This is a genomic window from Lentzea alba (assembly GCF_047445655.1).
GTDB classification, from domain to species: domain Bacteria; phylum Actinomycetota; class Actinomycetes; order Mycobacteriales; family Pseudonocardiaceae; genus Lentzea; species Lentzea alba_A.
Window position 1 is genome coordinate 54,988 of sequence record NZ_JAJAEG010000022.1, and the last position, 16,729, is coordinate 71,716.

Genomic DNA, 16,729 nt, shown 5'->3' on the forward strand with positions numbered 1-16,729 from the left:
CCCCTTACAGGCCCAGGTCGCGGCCGATGAGTTCCTTCATGATCTCGTTGGAGCCCGCCCAGATCTTCGTGACGCGGGCGTCCATCCACGCGCGGGCGACGCGGTACTCGGTCATGTAGCCGTAGCCGCCGTGCAGCTGCACGCAGGCGTCGATGACCTCGTTCTCGACGTCGGCGCTCCAGTACTTCGCCTGCGCCGCCTCGACCGCGGTCAGCTCGCCGCGGGTGTGCTGCATCGTCAGCACGTCGATGAACGCCTGCGTGACGTCCAGCTTGGTGCGCAGCTCGGCGAGCTGGAACTTGTTGTGCTGGAACTTGCCGATCGCCTGCCCGAACGCCTTGCGCTCCTTGACGTACTCCAGCGTCTCGTCGAAGACGCCCTGCGCGTGCGCGAGGTTGGAGATCGCGCCACCGATCCGCTCCTGCGGCAGGCGTTCCATCATGTAGATGAAGCCCTGGCCCTCCTCGCCGATGACGTGCTCGTCAGTGAGGCGCACGTCGGAGAAGAACAGCTCCGCGGTGTCGGACGGGTGCTGGCCGACCTTGTCGAGCTTGCGGCCGCGCTCGAAGCCGGGCATGCCGGTCTCGACGGCGAACAGCGTGATGCCGCGCGCGCCCTTCGAGGGGTCGGTGCGGGCGGCCACGACGATCATGTCGGCGGTGTAGCCGTTCGTGATGAACGTCTTGGAGCCGTTGAGGATCCAGTCGGAACCGTCGCGCACGGCGTTGGTCTTCAAAGCCGCCAGATCCGAACCACCGGAGGGCTCGGTCATCGCGATGCCGGTCTTGATCTCACCGGTGCACATGCCGGGCAGCCAGCGCTGCTTCTGCTCCTCGGTGCACAGGTCGACGAGATAGGGCGCCACGACGTCGCCGTGGATTCCCAGCGACGAGGCGACAGCCGCGTTGACCCGGCACAGCTCCTCGGCGAACACCGTGTTGAACCGGTAGTCGTTCGCACCGCTGCCGCCGTACTCCTCCGGGATCTCAAGTCCCAGCAGGCCCTGGCGACCGGCCTCCAGCCACACGTCGCGGTCGATCACGCGCTGCTCGATGAACTTCTCGACGTTCGGCGTGATCGTGCGCTCGACGAACGCCTTCGCCGACTCCCGGAACGCGGCGTGATCCTCGTTGAACAGCGTCCGCTGCACGACTACCTCCATACTAAGCGGTTGCTTAGCGCTAAGCGCCCGCTTAGCGTGCAGTACGATTCATCACCTGTCAACACGCGAGGAGCGGCCCGATGACGACGACCGGACTGGACGAGTTCGCGCTGCTCGACGAGACGTGGCGCGCGGTCACCCCGGACGCCGCCCGCCGGATGCTCATCGCGGCCGCGCACGCGTTCGCAGGCAAGGGATACCACGCCACGACGACGCGCGACATCGCTTCGCTCGCGGGAATGTCACCGGCCGCCGTGTACATCCACTACCGGTCCAAAGAGGAGCTTCTCTTCAACATCTCACGCGTCGGGCACGAGCTGTCACTCACCGTGCTGTCGTCGATTCAGGGCGCAGACGCACTGGAGCGGTTGAAGAACGCGGTCGCGGCGTTCGCGGGGTGGCACGCGGAGTTCCACACGACGGCGCGGGTGGTGCAGTACGAGCTCGGCGCGCTCTCTCCGGAACACCACGCGGAGGTGGCGGAGCTGCGCCGGCAGATCGAGCAGCAGATGCGCTCGTTCATCTCCGACGGCGTCACCGAGGGCGTCTTCGAGGTGCCGGACCTCAAGGGCGCGACCCTGGCGGTGCTGTCGCTGTGCATCGACGTCGCCCGCTGGTACCAGCCGGGCGGAAAGAGGACCCCGGACGAGATCGGCGCGTTGTACGCCGATCTCGTCCTGAGGATGCTGCGGCCCGTCGGCTAACCGACGCGCTTGCGGCCGTACATGCCGGCGACGATGGACACGCCGACGGCCGCGACGATGATCTGGACGATCACCTCGATCCAGTCGATGCCCGGCGTGTCCTGCACGCCGAACGCCCTCGCGATCCACGTTCCGATGAACGCGGCCGCGATGCCGACCAGAATCGTCAGCCAGATCGGAATGGCCTGCTTGCCCGGTGCGAACAGCTTGCCCAGGAAGCCCAGGATCAGGCCGATGATGAGTGCGCCGATGATGCTTTCGATGGTCACGGTCGCCTCCTCCTTCTCGCCCGGGATATACCCAGGTCTCTCAGAGGAAAATCATCCCGGCACACATCACCTTCCGCAGCGCGAGCGCTACCAGCGGCTACCGGAGACCTGGCTCATCCACTGGTTGATCGTCGCGGTCCAGTCCGTGCCGACCGCCTGCTGGTGCGACACGGCGAAACGGCCGTACGCGTCACCACCCGCGCGGAGCAGCCCGGCGCGCTTGTCGGCCTCCAGGACCACGTGCAGCTCAGTCGGCGTCGTGACGAACGTCAGCTCGACCTGCTTGACCCGGCCGGCGAACTGCGGCGGCGGGTAGAACTCGATCTCCTGGTAGAACGGCAGCTGCTGCGGCACGCCGTGGATGCGGCCGCGCTCGTTGTCCGCCTTGGTGAAGCGGAAACCCATCTGCCCGAACGCCTGCAGCACCGCGTCCTGCGACGGCAGCGGGTGCACCCAGATCGGGTCGAGGTCGCCGGGGTCGACCGCGCCGCGGACCTCCAGCTCGGTGCGCAGGCCGAGCTGCATGCCGGACAGCTGCATGCCGCCGACGACGTTGAGCGGGCACTCGATCGGCACCGGGATCTGGAACGGCAGCGAGAGGTTCTGGTGCGGCTGAGCCATGATCCGCTGGCCCACGGAGAACTTGTGGAACTCCATGTTGGTGTTGTACTCGTTGTCGCCGCTCTCGACCTCGACTCGGGTGAGCAACGCGAGCGTGACGTGGTCGATCTCGGCGGGGTGGTCGCCACCGGCGATCCGCACCTCACCGCTCAGCACCTCGCCGGGCCGAACGTTCGGGTTGGTCAGCACCGTGTCGACAGTCGGCCCGCCCACGCCGAACGCGCGCATCATCCTCTTGAACACCACTGCGGCCTCCTGAAGCCCTTGCCAAGTTTGCGGGGAAGTCTGCCAACTGAATCGCCGGTTTGCCCTGAAGCGTTCCGTTGACGCCTCAACACCCAGATCGGTTCCGTATGGACTTCCGTTGACTTCAGATGGCAGCATGCGACCGCCGTCACATACTAAGCGGTCGCTAAGGAGGATTGCCGTGCTGCTCGTCGCCAACCGGGGTGAGGTCGCCGTCCGCGTGCTGCGCGCGGCCGCTGACCTGGGAATCCGCACCGTGGCGGTGTACGCGGAGGACGACGCTTCCTCGTTGCACGTGACGCTCGCGGACCGTGCCGTCGCGCTGCGTGGATCTTCGCCGTACCTGGACGTCGCACAGCTGCTGGACGCGGCCGAGGGTTGCCAGGCCGTGCATCCGGGCTGGGGGTTCCTGTCGGAGAACGCCTCGTTCGCTCGGGCGTGTGCCGAGCGCGGGCTGACGTTCGTCGGGCCGTCCCCCGAGGTGCTGGAGCTGCTGGGCGACAAGCGGCAGGCGCGCACACTGGCGGCGTCGCTGGGGATTCCGGTGCTGGACGCGGCACCCGGCGAGTTCCCGGTGATGGTGAAGGCGGTCGCGGGCGGTGGCGGCAAAGGCATGCGGGCGGTGTTCGCGCCCGAGGACCTCGACAGCGCCGTCGAGGCGTGCCGGGTGGAGGCGCTGGCGGCGTTCGGGGTCGGGGACGTCTACTTCGAACGGTTGCTGCCCTCCGCCCGGCACATCGAGGTGCAGCTCGTGGGCACGTCGGTGATCGGTGACCGCGACTGCTCGTTGCAGCTGCGGCACCAGAAGGTCGTGGAGATCGCTCCCGCGCCTCTGCTGGATCCTTTGATGCGCAAGGCGTTGCACACCGCCGCCGCCTCGCTGGCCTCCGCCGTGGGCTACACCGGCGTAGGCACGGTGGAGTTCCTCGTGGCCGGCGACTCCTTCTACTTCATGGAGGCCAACCCGCGGCTGCAGGTCGAGCACACCGTGACCGAGATGGTGTCCGGTGTGGACCTCGTGCGGACTCAGTTGTTGCTCGCCTGGGGCGGCGAAGTCGACTTCACGCCTGCCGACCGCGGCGCGGCCGTGCAGGTCCGCGTGAACCAGACGTCCGGTGGCGTGCTTTCTTCGTTCGGCCTGCCTTCCGGGCCCGGGGTTCGCGTCGACACGCACGGGTACGTGGGCTATCGGGTGGGGACGCGGTACGACGGGTTGCTCGCGAAGCTCGTGGTGCACGGCGAAGATCTGGACGTTGCCCTGAACCGCGCACGGCGGGCGTTGGGCGAGTTCCGGATCGACGGCGTCTCCACGAACCTGGACTTCCTGAAGTCGTTGCTGGAACGCGACATCGTGGGTGCCACGACCGACTTCGTCGTCGAGGAACCTTCGGGCCTGAGGGCTCCGCTGGCGGGCACCGTCGTGGAGGTCACGCCGGATTCCGTGGTGCTGGAAGCGATGAAGATGCAGCACGTCGTCCGGGTGTCCGGCGATGTCCTGGTGTCGGTCGGTGACACGGTTGCCGAAGGTCAGCTGCTCGCTTCCGGTTCCGGTGAGTCCACCGAGGACTCAGTGGCGGTCGATCCTTCGCACGTCCGCCCGGACCTCGCCGAAGTGCTGGCGCGGCACGATTTCGACCGGCCTGAGGCTGCTGCTCGGCGGCACGCTGCCGGCGGCCGGACCGCGCGCGAGAACATCGCGGACCTCTGTTCTTCCTTTGTCGAGTACGGCGGCCTGGCCATCGCCGCGCAACGGCAGCGTCGCTCGTTGGACGAGCTGATCGAACGCACCCCCGCCGACGGCATGGTGGCCGGCATCGGCGTGGTGAACGGCTCGCGCATCGTCGCGATGTCCTACGACTACGCCGTGCTCGCGGGCACGCAGGGCCTGCGCAACCACGCCAAGAAGGACAGGTTGTTCGCGCTGGCACAACAGGAGAACCTGCCGGTGGTGTTGTTCGCCGAGGGCGGCGGCGGGCGGCCCGGCGACACCGACCACAGCATGGTCAGCGGCCTGGACTGCGGTTCTTTCCACGCGTTCGCCCAGCTGAGCGGTCAGGTGCCGTTGGTGGGCGTCGTCGCGGGCCGGTGCTTCGCGGGCAACGCGGTGCTGCTCGGCACGTGTGACGTGATCATCGCGGTCGAGGGCGCGAACATCGGCATGGGCGGGCCGGCGATGATCGAGGGCGGCGGCCTCGGCATGTTCCGCCCGGAGGACATCGGGCCGTTGGACGTGCAGGTGCCCAACGGCGTCGTGGACATCGCGGTGGCATCCGAAGAAGAAGGGGTGGCGGTCGCGAAGAAGTACCTCTCGTACTTCCAGCCGCCCGCAGATGCCCACGCTCCCGCAGGCGTCCCCCGCGCAAGCGCGCAGCCTTCACCCGCGTCGCAAGGGGGTCCCCTTGTCTCAATCATCCCAGCCGGCACTGACAATTTCGGATCGTGGAAGTGCGCGGACCAGCGCCTCCTCCGCCACGCCATCCCCGAGAACCGCCTCCGCGCCTACGACGTCCGCGCCCTGATCACCACCCTCGCGGACACCGACTCGGTCCTCGAACTCCGCAAGGGCTTCGGCAAGGCGATCATCACCGCCCTCGTCCGCGTAGAAGGCCGCCCCATCGCCCTGATCGCCAACGACCCCACCGTCCTCGGCGGCGCGATCGACGCCGACGCAGCCGACAAGTGCGCCCGCTTCCTCCAGCTCGCGGACGCGTTCGACCTCCCGGTCATCTCGCTGTGCGACACCCCCGGCTTCATGGTCGGCCCCGACGCCGAACGCACGGCGACCGTGCGCCACCTGACCCGCATGGTCGTGACGGGTGCCAACCTCACCGTCCCCTTCGGACTGATCGTGACCCGCAAGGCGTACGGCCTGGGCGCCCAGGCAATGGCTGCCGGATCCCTCAAGGTCCCCCAGTTCGCGATCTCGTGGCCCACCGGCGAGTTCGGCCCGATGGGCCTCGAAGGCGCCGTGAAACTCGGCTTCAAGCGAGAACTGGACGCCATCAAGGACCCGCACGAACGCCAGCAACGCTTCGACCAGATGGTCGCAAAAGCTTACGAACACGGCAAAGCGCTGAACGTCGCGAGTGTCTTCGAGATCGACGACGTGATCGACCCGGCCGACACGCGCCGCTGGATCGCCACCGCGCTGGCCCCCACAACTTCCCGTCCCCCAGGGAAGAAACGCCCGTTCATCGACACGTGGTGAAGGAGAAGCCGTGGTCAGTGTTGCCCCGACTGAACAGAAGACCTTGCGCAGGCTGATGGCAGCCGGACTCGTGGGCTCGTCCCTGGAGTGGTACGACTTCTTCATCTACGCGACCGCCGCGGCACTGGTGTTCCCCAAGCTGTTCTTCCCAGAGGCGACGCCGATCGTGGCGCTGCTCCTGTCGTTCAGCACGTTCTGGGCGGGCTTCATCGCCCGCCCGATCGGCGGCCTGGTCTTCGGCCACGTCGGCGACAAGTTCGGCCGCAAACCCGCCCTCGTCATCTGCCTCGCGCTGATGGCCGCCGCCACGTTCCTCATCGGCCTGCTCCCCACCACCGCGACCCTCGGCGTCGGAGCACCGCTGCTCCTCGTCCTGCTCCGCTTCCTGCAGGGCATCGCGGTCGGCGGCCAGTGGGGCGGCGTCGTCCTGCTGCTCACCGAGACGGCAGGGCCGAAGAAGCGCGGCTTCGCGGGTACGTTCGGCCAGGCCGGCGTCCCGATCGGCGTGCTGCTCGGCAACATCGCCTTCATCAGCGCCACGACGTCTCTCTCGCCGGAAGCGTTCGCGTCGTGGGGATGGCGCGTGCCGTTCCTGGCGTCCGCGCTCCTCTTCCCCGTGGTGCTCTTCATCCAGATGAAGGTCGAAGACAGCCCGGTGTTCCGTGAGCTGCAAGCCAAACGCGCAGACGCACCCACCGTGGCCCACGCACCGCTGAAGGAGGCCCTGCGCACACACCGCAAGCCAATCCTGCTCGGCGCCGGCCTGATGTTCGCCTCGAACGCGATCTTCTACGTCTCGATCGCGGGCGTCCTGTCCTACGCCACCGCCACGCTCGGCCTGTCACGCGAGTCGGTGCTGGTAGTCAGCCTGCTGTCGTCGATCGTGAGCATCCCGGTGATCCTCTGGGCCGGCCACGCGTCGGACCGCCTCGGCCGCCGTCCGCTGATCATCGCGGGCGCCGTCGGACTCACGCTGTGGGCGTTCCCGTACTTCCTGCTGGTCGACACGGGTTCGCTCGTGTGGCTGTTCGTCGCGGCCACGGTCGGCGGCATCGCGTCGTCGCTGGTCTACGGCCCGATCGCCGCGTACCTGGGTGAGCTGTTCGAGCCGCACGTCCGGTACTCGGGCGCCTCTCTCGCGTACCAGCTGGCGTCGATCCTGGTCAGCGGCGGCACGCCGTTCATCATGACGGCGCTGCTGGGCGCGACCGGGACGTCGATGTCGGTGTCCGCGTTCCTGTGCCTGATGGGCCTGGCCACGCTGTTCTCGGCGCTCAAGCTGCCGGAGACGCACCGGCCCGTTTGAGTCCAATCCGGTTGGTGCTACCCTGGTAGCACCAACCGGGTTACCGTCAAGCCATGGCGGTGGAGAAGTTGAGCGTGTCCTTGCCGGGCGTCGTGGTCGCACGGGTTCGGCGCGCGGCAGAACGCGAGGGCCTGCCTTTGTCCACGTGGCTGGCCAACGCGGCAGAAGCAGCCGCGGACCTCGCCGAGGCGCGCGCAGCCGCGGAGGACTACGCGGCCCAGTTCGGCGAACCGGACCCCGCAGAGCTGAACGAGATCCGGGCACAGCTCGCGGACGCCGGTGTCGGCGCGCCCGAGGCAGCATCGGACGCGGCCGCCCGAGCAGCGGCGCTCGCCAGGCTGCTGGGCCTGCCGAACGAAAGGCGGGCGGGGTGAGCCCACGCGGAATCGTGCTCGACGCCGGCGCGCTGATCCACGTCGAGAGCGATCCACGAGGCCGTGTCTACGGAGCGTGCCGAGACGTCCTGGACGCGGGCACCCCGGCGTTGCTGCCGACGGTCGTCCTGGCGCAGGTGTGGCGGGCGAGCCCTCAGCAGGCACCGGTGTCGGTGCTGCGCCGGATGTACAGGTCAGTCCCCTTCACCGAGGACGTGGCGGAAGCGGTGGGCAGGCTGCTGGCCGCGGCGGGCACCTCGGACGTCGTTGACGCGGCCGTCGTCATCGCGGCCGTCAGCCACAACTGCGCCGTGCTCACGTCAGATCCCGGTGACCTGGGCAAACTCGCCGATGCCGTTGGCGTGCAGGTTCCGTTGATCGTCGTCTGATCGGACATTTCCGGCTTCACAGTCAAGACATCTGCGGAACACACAGGCGATGCCGTACGTTGCTGCGTCGTGACCACTCTCATGGCGCGCTTCAAGCAGCGGATGCGCCGGTTCGCGCAGAAACCGGCGTCGGTTGACCTCGCACCGTTCCAGGCACTCCTCAAGGACGTGGAAAAACACGCGGAGGGCCTGTCGAAGCTGAGTGACGAGGAGCTGACGGCCAAGGCCGCGAAGCTGCGCGAGGAGCACGACGACACCGAGCTCGTGGCCCTCACGCGTGAGGCCGCCGAGCGCGCCATCGGGCAGCGTCCGTTCGACGTGCAGGTGCTGGGTGCGCTGGGCATGCTCAGCGGGCTCGTCGTCGAGATGGCGACCGGTGAGGGCAAGACGCTCGCGGGCGCCATGGCCGCGGCCGGGTTCGCGATCAAGGGCAAGCGCGTCCACGTGGTCAGCGTCAACGACTACCTCGCCCAGCGCGACGCGGAGTGGATGGGGCCGCTGTACCGGCTGCTCGGCGTCACGGTGGGCTGGATCAACGGCAGCTCGAAGGCCGAGGAGCGCCGCGAGGCCTACCAGTGCGAGGTCACGTACGCGCCGGTCAGCGAGATCGGGTTCGACATCCTGCGCGACCGGATCGTCACGAAGCCCGAGGACCTGATCGTCCCCGAGCCCGAGGTCGCGCTCATCGACGAGGCCGACTCGGTGCTCGTCGACGAGGCCCGCGTGCCGCTCGTCCTGGCCGGCTCGACCAGTGCCGAGGCCGCCGACCCCGTCATCGCGGACCTCGTGAAGCGGCTCCGGCAGAACCTGCACTACGAGATCGACGACGAGGAGCGCAACGTCTTCCTCACGGGCGCGGGCTCCGAGGCCGTCGAGCGCGCGCTCGGCGAGATCGACCTGTACTCGCAGGAGCACGTCACCTCCACGCTGTCGAAGGTGAACGTCGCCCTGCACGCGCAGGTGCTGCTGCACCGCGACGTCGACTACATCGTGCGCGACGGCAAGGTGCACCTGATCAACGACACCCGCGGCCGTGTCGCGAAGCTGCAGCGGTGGCCGGACGGTCTGCAGGCCGCGGTCGAGGCCAAGGAGAACGTGCAGACGACCGAGTCGGGCGAGATCCTCGACTCGATGACGGTGCAGGCGCTGCTGTCGCGGTATCCGACGCGGTGCGGCATGACCGGTACCGCGGTCGCCGTCGCGGAGACGTTGCGGGAGTTCTACGAGCTCGAAGTCCTCGTGATCCCTCCGAACAAGGAGAACATCCGCGAGGACGAGCACTTCCGCCTCTACGCGACGCTGGAGCAGAAGGAAGAGGCGATCGTCGAGGAGATCAAGACCGTCCACGAGACCGGGCGGCCGATCCTCGTCGGCACGCTCGACGTCGCGGAGTCCGAGCGCATCTCCTCGAAGCTGAACGACGCCGGGATCGAGTGCGTCGTGCTGAACGCGAAGAACGACGCCGAGGAAGCGTCGATCATCGCCGACGCCGGCTCGTTCGGGCGCATCACCGTCTCGACGCAGATGGCCGGTCGCGGTACGGACATCCGCCTCGGCGGCCACGAGGGCGAGGACCACGACCGGATCGCCGAGCTGGGCGGCCTGTACGTGATCGGCACCGGCCGGCACTCGTCCTCACGTCTGGACGACCAGCTGCGCGGCCGTGCCGGACGTCAGGGCGACCCCGGCGGCTCGGTGTTCTTCTCGTCGATGCACGACGAGCTGATCACCCAGTACGCGCCGGACGCCGAGGACCCGTCCGAAGTGGACGAAGACGGCCGGGTGCGCGACAAGGGCCTGCTGCACACCTTCGAGCACGCCCAGCGCGTCGCCGAGGGCGTGAACCTGGAGATCCACCGCAACACGTGGCGCTACAACAAGTTGATCGAGCACCAGCGCGACCTGCTGCTCAAGCACCGCGACGTGGTGCTGCGCACGGACGCGGCGTTCGAGAAGCTCGGCGAGAAGGAAGGCGTGTCCGACGAGGTGGCCATCGACGCCGCCCGCAAGATCACGCTGTTCTACCTCGACGACCTGTGGACGCACCACCTGACGTTCCTGTCGGACCTGCGCGAGGGCATCCACCTGCGCGCGCTGGCTCGGCAGAACCCGCTGGACGAGTTCCACCGCGAGGCCATCCCGGCGTTCAACAAGATCGTGCCGGAGTCGTGGGAGCAGGCCGGGGAGAAGTACGAGGCCGCGAAGATCACCGACGACGGCTACGACCTCTCCGACTCCGGGGTGAAGCGCCCGAGCTCGACGTGGACGTACCTGGTGCACGACAACCCGTTCGGCTCCGGGCTGGAAGAGACGATGAAGGGACTCGTCAAGATGGTGCGCGGCCAGCGCCGCTGACCGCAAAATGCCATGAGGGTGACCTTCATGGACCTGAGGTCCATGAAGGTCACCCTCATGGCATTTTTCCTGTCACCAGATCGTCTGCAGGTCTGGCGGGCCGGGGCAACGCCTCGGCCCGTCTCTCCGTCCGAGAGCCGGTGGTCATCTCCTCGGTGAGAGCTCTGATCTCCGCGAGGATGTCCAGGTGCTCCTGCGACGGCGGCGGGCCAACGAGGTTGGACCGGTTGTGCGCCGTCCGTTCCGCCCGCTCGGCCAGTTGCCGGATGCGGCGGAGGAGATCGTGCTCCCCGTCCGGGAGCAAGAAGTCCGTCTGCTCCATCACCCGTGCAAGCTTTCGCGTGCACGGGTGACGCGTCGATCCCCTAGTCGGCTGATTCCAGTTTCTGGACGAGCCACTCGTGGAAACCGCCGATGTGGTGCTCAGAGGGCACCAGCACTCCCCCGCGCGCGTAAGCACGGGAGGCCATCGCGGGCTGGCATCGCTCGCAGGCTTCGAAGTCCTGTTCGTTCACCCGGTGGAACAGCTCGACCGAGCGAGAGACGTCACGGCCGGTGTCGACCACTTCCTTTGCATACAACCAATCGCACTCGACGATCGTGCGGTCGACGGCCACCGGGTACATGCGGTGCAGGATCACGTGGTCCGGGACGAGGTTGATGAAAACCTGCGGCTTGATGGTGATCGCGTAGTACTTCCGGTCGCGTTCTTCTTCCAACGACGCAAGTTTTTCGAAGCCTTCGCTGCCGTCGACGGTGAAACCCTTGATCTCGTCACCGAACTCGGCGCCGTGCCCGACGTAGTACTGCGCCGCGTAGCCGTCGGCGAACTCGGGCAGCACCTCGGTGAGCTCGGGGTGGATCGTCGCGCAGTGGTAGCACTCCATGAAGTTCTCGATGATGAGCTTCCAGTTGGCCTTGACGTCGTAGACGATTCGTTTGCCCACGGACAACTGGTCGATCTCGTAGCCGTCGATGCCTTCCAGCGTGCCGAGGCGTTCCGTCACGGCACTGAGCACGTCGTCCTCGAAGCTCGGCGGTTCGTCGGCGAGGTTCACCCAGGCGTAGCCCAGCCACTCCCGGAGATGGACTTTCGTCAGGCCGTATTCCACCCGGTCGACGTCCGGCATCGAGGTGAGGTTCGGCGCGGCGATCAGCTTGCCGTCCAACGCGTAGGTCCACGCGTGGTACGGGCACTGGAACGCCCGCTTGACGCTGCCTGCCTCGTCGACGCAGATGCGCGCGCCGCGGTGCCGGCAGACGTTGAGGAACGCGTTGAGCGCGCCGTGGCGGTCCCGCGCGATCAGCACGCTTTCGCGGCCGACCTGCACGGTGCGGAAGTCGCCGGGGTTCGCGAGGTCACCCGACTTGACCGCGCAGAACCACATCTTCTCGAAGATGTTCGCTTGCTCCTGCGCGAAGATCCCGGGGTCGGTGTAGTAGCGGCCCTCAAGGGTGGAGATCAGGCTGCCGGTCATGCTCCGCCTCTCAAGCGAGCAGGGTCGAAAAGTGCGATCGGGTGCCGCGTGGCCCCGTCGATCGTGAGGTCGGCGAGGATCTCGCCGACGACCGGCACGAACTTGAAGCCGTGCCCGGAGAAGCCGCACGCCACCGTCACGTTGTCGTGCTCCGGATGGCGCGCGATGACGAAGTGCTCGTCCGCGGTGTTGGTGAACATGCACGTGGCGGCGCGCTGGAAGGTGCCCGCGATGCCCGGCATCTTGGGCGCCATGACGTCCCGCATCGCCTGGACCTCGTGGTCGTGGACCGTGCGGTCGATCGTCTCCGGCGTGCAGATCTGCCCGCCACCGAAGATCGCGACCTTCACCGCGCCGTCCATCTCCGGGAAGCCGTAGAAGGTTTTCCCCGCCGCGTCCTCCCAGATGTAGGTCGGATGGTCGGCGAAGTTCTCGGTGGCCTTCCAGAAGAACTGGACCTGTCGTTCGACCTCGAACGGGATCTCCAGGTCTCGCAACAGCTCTGTCGCCCACGGGCCGGGGCACACGACGACGTGGTCGGCCTCGTAGGTCGCCTCAGCCGTGGTGACCCGGCCTTCTTCCCAGTGCGTCACCGGTTCCTCGAAGTGCAGCTCGGCACCGGCTTTCGCAGCCAGTTCGAGATGCGCCTTCACCGACTTCTCGGGCACGACCAGGCCTGCACCGGCTTCGTAGAGCGCGACCTCGTTCTTGCTGGGCCTCATCGTGGGGAAGCGTTCGCGGATCTCTTGCGCGTCAAGCATTTCGTGCTTCAAGCCGTACTGTTCAGCGCTCGCCCGGCTGCCGCTGATCGTACGGCTGTCCGGCGCGCCGACGAGAACCCCGCCGACCCGGTGGAAGATGTGCTCACCGCTGTCGCGCTCGATCTGGTCCCACATCTCGTGGGCCCTGAGCAGCAACGGCACGTAGGCCGGGTCCTCGAAGTACGCCTGCCGCGTGATGCGCGACCCGCCGTGACTCGATCCCTGCGTGTGCACGGGCGTGAACTTCTCCAGTCCCAGCACCCGTTTCCCGCGCTGGGCGAGCCGGTACGCGGCTGCACTTCCCATGCCGCCGAGCCCGATCACGATGACGTCGTGGCTCACCCTCTGAGCCGCTTCATCTCGGGGTCGAACAACGGCTCCTGGGCCGGGCGCGCCTTGACCCGTTCGCCGAAGTACTCGATCTCCACCTCGTCGACGCCGTCGGGCAGCCACGCGTACGCGATGTTCAGCCCGGTCGTGTACCCGTAGGCCGCGCTCGTGACGTAACCGACCGGCTTTCCCTGGTGGAAAACAGGTTCGCTGCCCATGACGACCTGCCGCGGGTCGTCGATCGTGAGACAGGTGAGCTTCTTGCCGCTCGTGCGCTGTTCGAGCGCGTCCTTGCCCAGGAACTCCTTGTCCTTGCGGACCGCGAACCCGAGCCCCGCCTCGAACGGGTCGTGCTCGTCGGTCACGTCCGTGCCCCACGACCGGTAGCCCTTCTCCAGCCTCAGGCTGTTGAACGCCCCGCGCCCCGCCGCGATGACCCCGAACTCCTGCCCGGCTTCCCACAGCGTGTCCCACAGCTTCGGGCCGAGATCCGCCGTGGTGTACAGCTCCCAGCCGAGTTCGCCCACATAGGACAGTCGTAGCGCGGTCACCGGGACGTTCTTGATGAACGCCTTCTGCGCGGTGAAGTAACCCTTCTGAGTGTCCAGCGTGTGCGGGAGCCGCTCGACGAGGTCACGCGCGTTCGGGCCCCACAAACCGATGCAGCACGTGCCGGCCGTGATGTCGCGGAGGAAGACGTTGTCGGGAGCGTGTTTTGTGAGCCATTCCAGGTCGAGGTTCCCGTTGGCACCGACCTGGAAGGTGGTCGCGTCGAGTCGCGCGATCGTGAGGTCGCTCCTGACGCCACCCGTCTGATCCAGCAGCAGTGTGTAGACAACCGCGCCGGGCTTGCGGTTGAGGTTGTTGGTCGTCATGCGCTGCAAGAACTCCAGCGCCCCCGGTCCGCTGACCTCCAGCCGCTTCAACGGCGTCATGTCGAACATCGCGACCCTCTTGCGCGTCACCAGCGCCTCGGCCCCGCAGATCGGCGACCAGTACCGGCCGGCCCAGTCGTTGCGCTCCGGCACCTCCGCGACCTCGGGCAGCGTCGCGTTGGCCTCGTACCAGTGCGGCCGCTCCCACCCGGACGCCTCCAGGAAGAACGCGCCGAGCTCCTGTTGCCTGCCGTAGAACGGACTCGTCCGGATCGGCCGCGGGCTTTCCATGGGCTGCAACGGATGCAGCAGATCGTAGACCTCGACGAAGTTCTGGCAGCTGCGCTCCAGCACGTAGTCCGGCGCCAGCTGCACCTGCTCGAAGCGCGTGATGTCACTGGAGTGCAGGTCCAGCTGCGGCTTGCCGTCGACGATCCACTCGGCCACCGACTTCGCGACGCCGGCCGAGTGCGTGATCCACACCGCCTCCGCCACCCAGAACCCTTCGAGCCGAGGATGCTCTCCCAGCAACGGCATCCCGTCGCTGGTGAACGAGAACAGCCCGTTGAACCCGCTCGACACCCCGGCCTCGGCGAGCGCCGGAATCAGCTCGACGGCCGCGTCCCACGACGGCTCGAAGTCCTCCTTGGTGAACGGCAGCTCCGACCCGGTGATGTCGTGCGCCCTGATCGGCATCGGCCGGTGCCCGTACGCGCCGATCCCCAACGCCTGTCCGTGCGAACGGAAGTACAGATCAGCTTCCTGATGCCGCAGAATGGGTTGCCGCGCAAGCGCTTCCGTGCTGACCCCGGCCAGGTCGCCGGTGAACGCGTACTGGTGCGCCATCGGCACCAGCGGCACGGTCAGCCCGACCATCTCGCCCAGCACCGGCCCCCACATCCCGGCACACGACACGACGATGTCGGCGGGGTAGGTGTCCGTCTCGGTCTGCACGCCCGTGACCCGGTCGCCCGAGGTCTCGACCGCGACGACCTTCTGCCCGAACTCGAACCGCGCACCCCGCGCGATGGCGCGCTGAGCCTGTAACTCCGCCGCCAGCACGGGCTTCGCAAGCCCGTCGCTCGGGATCAGGAACCCGCCCAGGATCTGCTCGCGGTCCAGCAACGGGTGCAGCCGCGCCACCTCGTCCGGCCCGATCAGCCGGCTCTCCGCACCCCACGACGTGGCCCACCCCTGCCGACGCTTGAGGTCTTCCAGCCGAGCGGGGGTAGTTGCGATCTCCAGGCCACCGATCTGGTCGAAGCAGCCCAGCGCGGTGTACTTCTCGACCGTGTAGCGGGCGAAGGCGGTCATGCTGCGGCAGGAGTTCGTCTGGAACACCAGCCCCGGCGCGTGGCTGCTGGAACCACCCGCGGCAAGCCCCCGCGCCTGATCCAGCACCGTGACGTCGGTGTAGCCCCGTTCGGTGAGCTCGTCGGCCAGTGCGCAGCCGACGATCCCGGCCCCCACGAGCACCACGCGAGGCACCTCTCCAGCCATGCCGGACACCCCTTCGCCGCCGTTGCGCGAAACGGAACCCGTTCCGCCATCAGCAACAAATTGCGGCTCGCGCGACCCGGTGTCAATACCGCGTTCGGGCGGGCGAGGTCTGACACTCGGTGAAACCGGGCATTACGGGACGTTCAGCAGCGCCTCCACGAACCGCCCGGCGTCCAGCACCCGGTACGGCCGGTCGTGAAACCACCGCGTGCCGGGGTCCACCGGCGCGGCGAGCCCGACTCGTTCTGCAAGCCGGCGACGACCTCGTACGCCTCGCAGAGGTGCCGCTCACGACCGCACCAGTCGGTCGCCGCCAGGGCCGCGCTGAGCACCGGCACCAGCCGGGCCGCACAGGGCAGGCGGGCGAAGGCGCTGCCCAGCCACTTGCCGTAGGGCGGGTAGACGCGGCCGAGCAGCAGGCACAAGCACATCAGGTGGTGAACCTGCCGCGCGGCGAGGACGGCGGAGCCAAGTTCGTCACCGACGTCGCCGCAGCGGCCGACGAAGGACTCCTCATCGCCCAGACTCCGCCAGTGGCCGGCCAGCACGCGCCGCCACACGTCGTCGGGATACCAGGCCAGCTTCCGCCGGACCGCCTCCAGGCCGAGTCCGTCGTGGAAGATCTCGCCGCCGGTCACCTCCGCGAGGAGCTGGGTGGGCGTGGCCAGCCAGTCGTCCGCGGTGATGTCGCCGAACGGGTCGAAGCCGAGCCGGTCGGTCAGCCACGCGGCGGGGCCGGCCACGACGACCCCGTGCCGGACAAGCCCGTCCACCGGCCGCATGTGCACCGTCCCGCGCTCGCCGGTGGGGACCAGGTTGGTCGAGTACCCGGCGATGTCGGCGGGCAGGTGCCGGGCGAGCACGGTCCGCACCTCGGCGCCGTACCGCGCGAGGTCACCGGGGTGCAGGAACAGCTGCAGACGCGGCCCCCAGTCGTGATCGGTCGACTGGGCGGTGTCGAAACCGAGGACCTCGGAACCGGGCCCGATCAACGCCGCGGTGTGGGCCAGTCCGGTGAAATGCCGGTCCAGCAACGGACGCACGGCCTCGCGGTAGAAGCGGCCCGCCAGTTCGAGACCGGGGATGAACTCAGGTGCCACGCCGTGCAGCGTGGCCGAGCAGCCTCCGTGCGCGCGACCGAATTCAGCTTC

Annotated in this window: 14 protein-coding genes; 6 read left to right on the forward strand and 8 right to left on the reverse strand. The window is 68.0% G+C overall.

The genetic code is table 11. The annotated features are described in order from the left end of the window. Positions 1-4 precede the first annotated feature (4 nt). Entirely contained in the window at positions 5-1,150 is a 1,146-nt protein-coding gene (locus LFM09_RS32200; RefSeq protein ID WP_414100342.1) for an acyl-CoA dehydrogenase family protein, read from the reverse strand. Between the two features lie 92 nt (positions 1,151-1,242). Between LFM09_RS32200 and LFM09_RS32205 the strand changes: the two genes are divergently transcribed. Then, entirely contained in the window at positions 1,243-1,866 is a 624-nt protein-coding gene (locus LFM09_RS32205) for a TetR/AcrR family transcriptional regulator (RefSeq protein WP_414100343.1), read from the forward strand. Here LFM09_RS32205 and LFM09_RS32210 read toward each other — a convergent pair. Continuing rightward, a complete protein-coding gene (locus LFM09_RS32210) occupies positions 1,863-2,135 on the reverse strand; it encodes a GlsB/YeaQ/YmgE family stress response membrane protein (protein WP_414100344.1) in 273 nt (90 codons plus the stop codon). The genes LFM09_RS32205 and LFM09_RS32210 overlap by 4 nt on opposite strands. 87 nt (positions 2,136-2,222) lie before the next feature. Continuing rightward, a complete protein-coding gene (locus tag LFM09_RS32215) occupies positions 2,223-3,002 on the reverse strand; it encodes a sporulation protein (protein WP_414100345.1) in 780 nt (259 codons plus the stop codon). 136 nt (positions 3,003-3,138) lie between these two features. Here LFM09_RS32215 and LFM09_RS32220 point away from each other — a divergent pair, with 136 nt between their 5' ends. The 5 genes from LFM09_RS32220 (at position 3,139) to secA2 (ending at position 10,634) form a co-directional block, all read left to right on the forward strand. Beyond that, positions 3,139-6,210 (forward strand): carboxyl transferase domain-containing protein, encoded by a 3,072-nt coding sequence (locus tag LFM09_RS32220; RefSeq protein ID WP_414100346.1) that lies wholly within the window; start codon positions 3,139-3,141, stop codon positions 6,208-6,210. Positions 6,211-6,220: 10 nt separating this feature from the next. Next, entirely contained in the window at positions 6,221-7,516 is a 1,296-nt protein-coding gene (locus tag LFM09_RS32225; protein ID WP_414100347.1) for an MFS transporter, read from the forward strand. Positions 7,517-7,569: 53 nt separating this feature from the next. Then, positions 7,570-7,890 (forward strand): hypothetical protein, encoded by a 321-nt coding sequence (locus LFM09_RS32230; protein WP_414100348.1) that lies wholly within the window; start codon positions 7,570-7,572, stop codon positions 7,888-7,890. Beyond that, entirely contained in the window at positions 7,887-8,279 is a 393-nt protein-coding gene (locus tag LFM09_RS32235) for a hypothetical protein (protein WP_414100349.1), read from the forward strand. The genes LFM09_RS32230 and LFM09_RS32235 overlap by 4 nt, the downstream gene beginning before the upstream one ends. Before the next feature lie 69 nt (positions 8,280-8,348). Beyond that, positions 8,349-10,634 carry an accessory Sec system translocase SecA2 gene (gene secA2 / locus LFM09_RS32240; RefSeq protein ID WP_414100350.1) on the forward strand — a complete coding sequence of 762 codons (2,286 nt, stop codon included), beginning with the start codon at positions 8,349-8,351 and terminating at the stop codon, positions 10,632-10,634. A 55-nt stretch (positions 10,635-10,689) separates the two neighbouring features. Here secA2 and LFM09_RS32245 read toward each other — a convergent pair whose 3' ends face one another. The 5 genes from LFM09_RS32245 to LFM09_RS32265 form a co-directional block, all read right to left on the reverse strand. Then, positions 10,690-10,956, reverse strand: a complete 267-nt coding sequence (locus LFM09_RS32245) for a hypothetical protein (protein WP_414100454.1) — start codon at positions 10,954-10,956, stop codon at positions 10,690-10,692. Between the two features lie 43 nt (positions 10,957-10,999). After that, entirely contained in the window at positions 11,000-12,112 is a 1,113-nt protein-coding gene (locus LFM09_RS32250) for an aromatic ring-hydroxylating oxygenase subunit alpha (protein ID WP_414100351.1), read from the reverse strand. After that, a complete protein-coding gene (solA, locus tag LFM09_RS32255) occupies positions 12,109-13,215 on the reverse strand; it encodes an N-methyl-L-tryptophan oxidase (protein ID WP_414100352.1) in 1,107 nt (368 codons plus the stop codon). Before solA ends, LFM09_RS32250 begins: the two co-directional genes overlap by 4 nt. Continuing rightward, a complete protein-coding gene (locus tag LFM09_RS32260) occupies positions 13,212-15,578 on the reverse strand; it encodes a GcvT family protein (protein WP_414100353.1) in 2,367 nt (788 codons plus the stop codon). The genes solA and LFM09_RS32260 overlap by 4 nt, the downstream gene beginning before the upstream one ends. 143 nt (positions 15,579-15,721) lie before the next feature. Beyond that, a complete protein-coding gene (locus LFM09_RS32265) occupies positions 15,722-16,678 on the reverse strand; it encodes a DUF4037 domain-containing protein (RefSeq protein WP_414100354.1) in 957 nt (318 codons plus the stop codon). Positions 16,679-16,729: the final 51 nt, after the last annotated feature.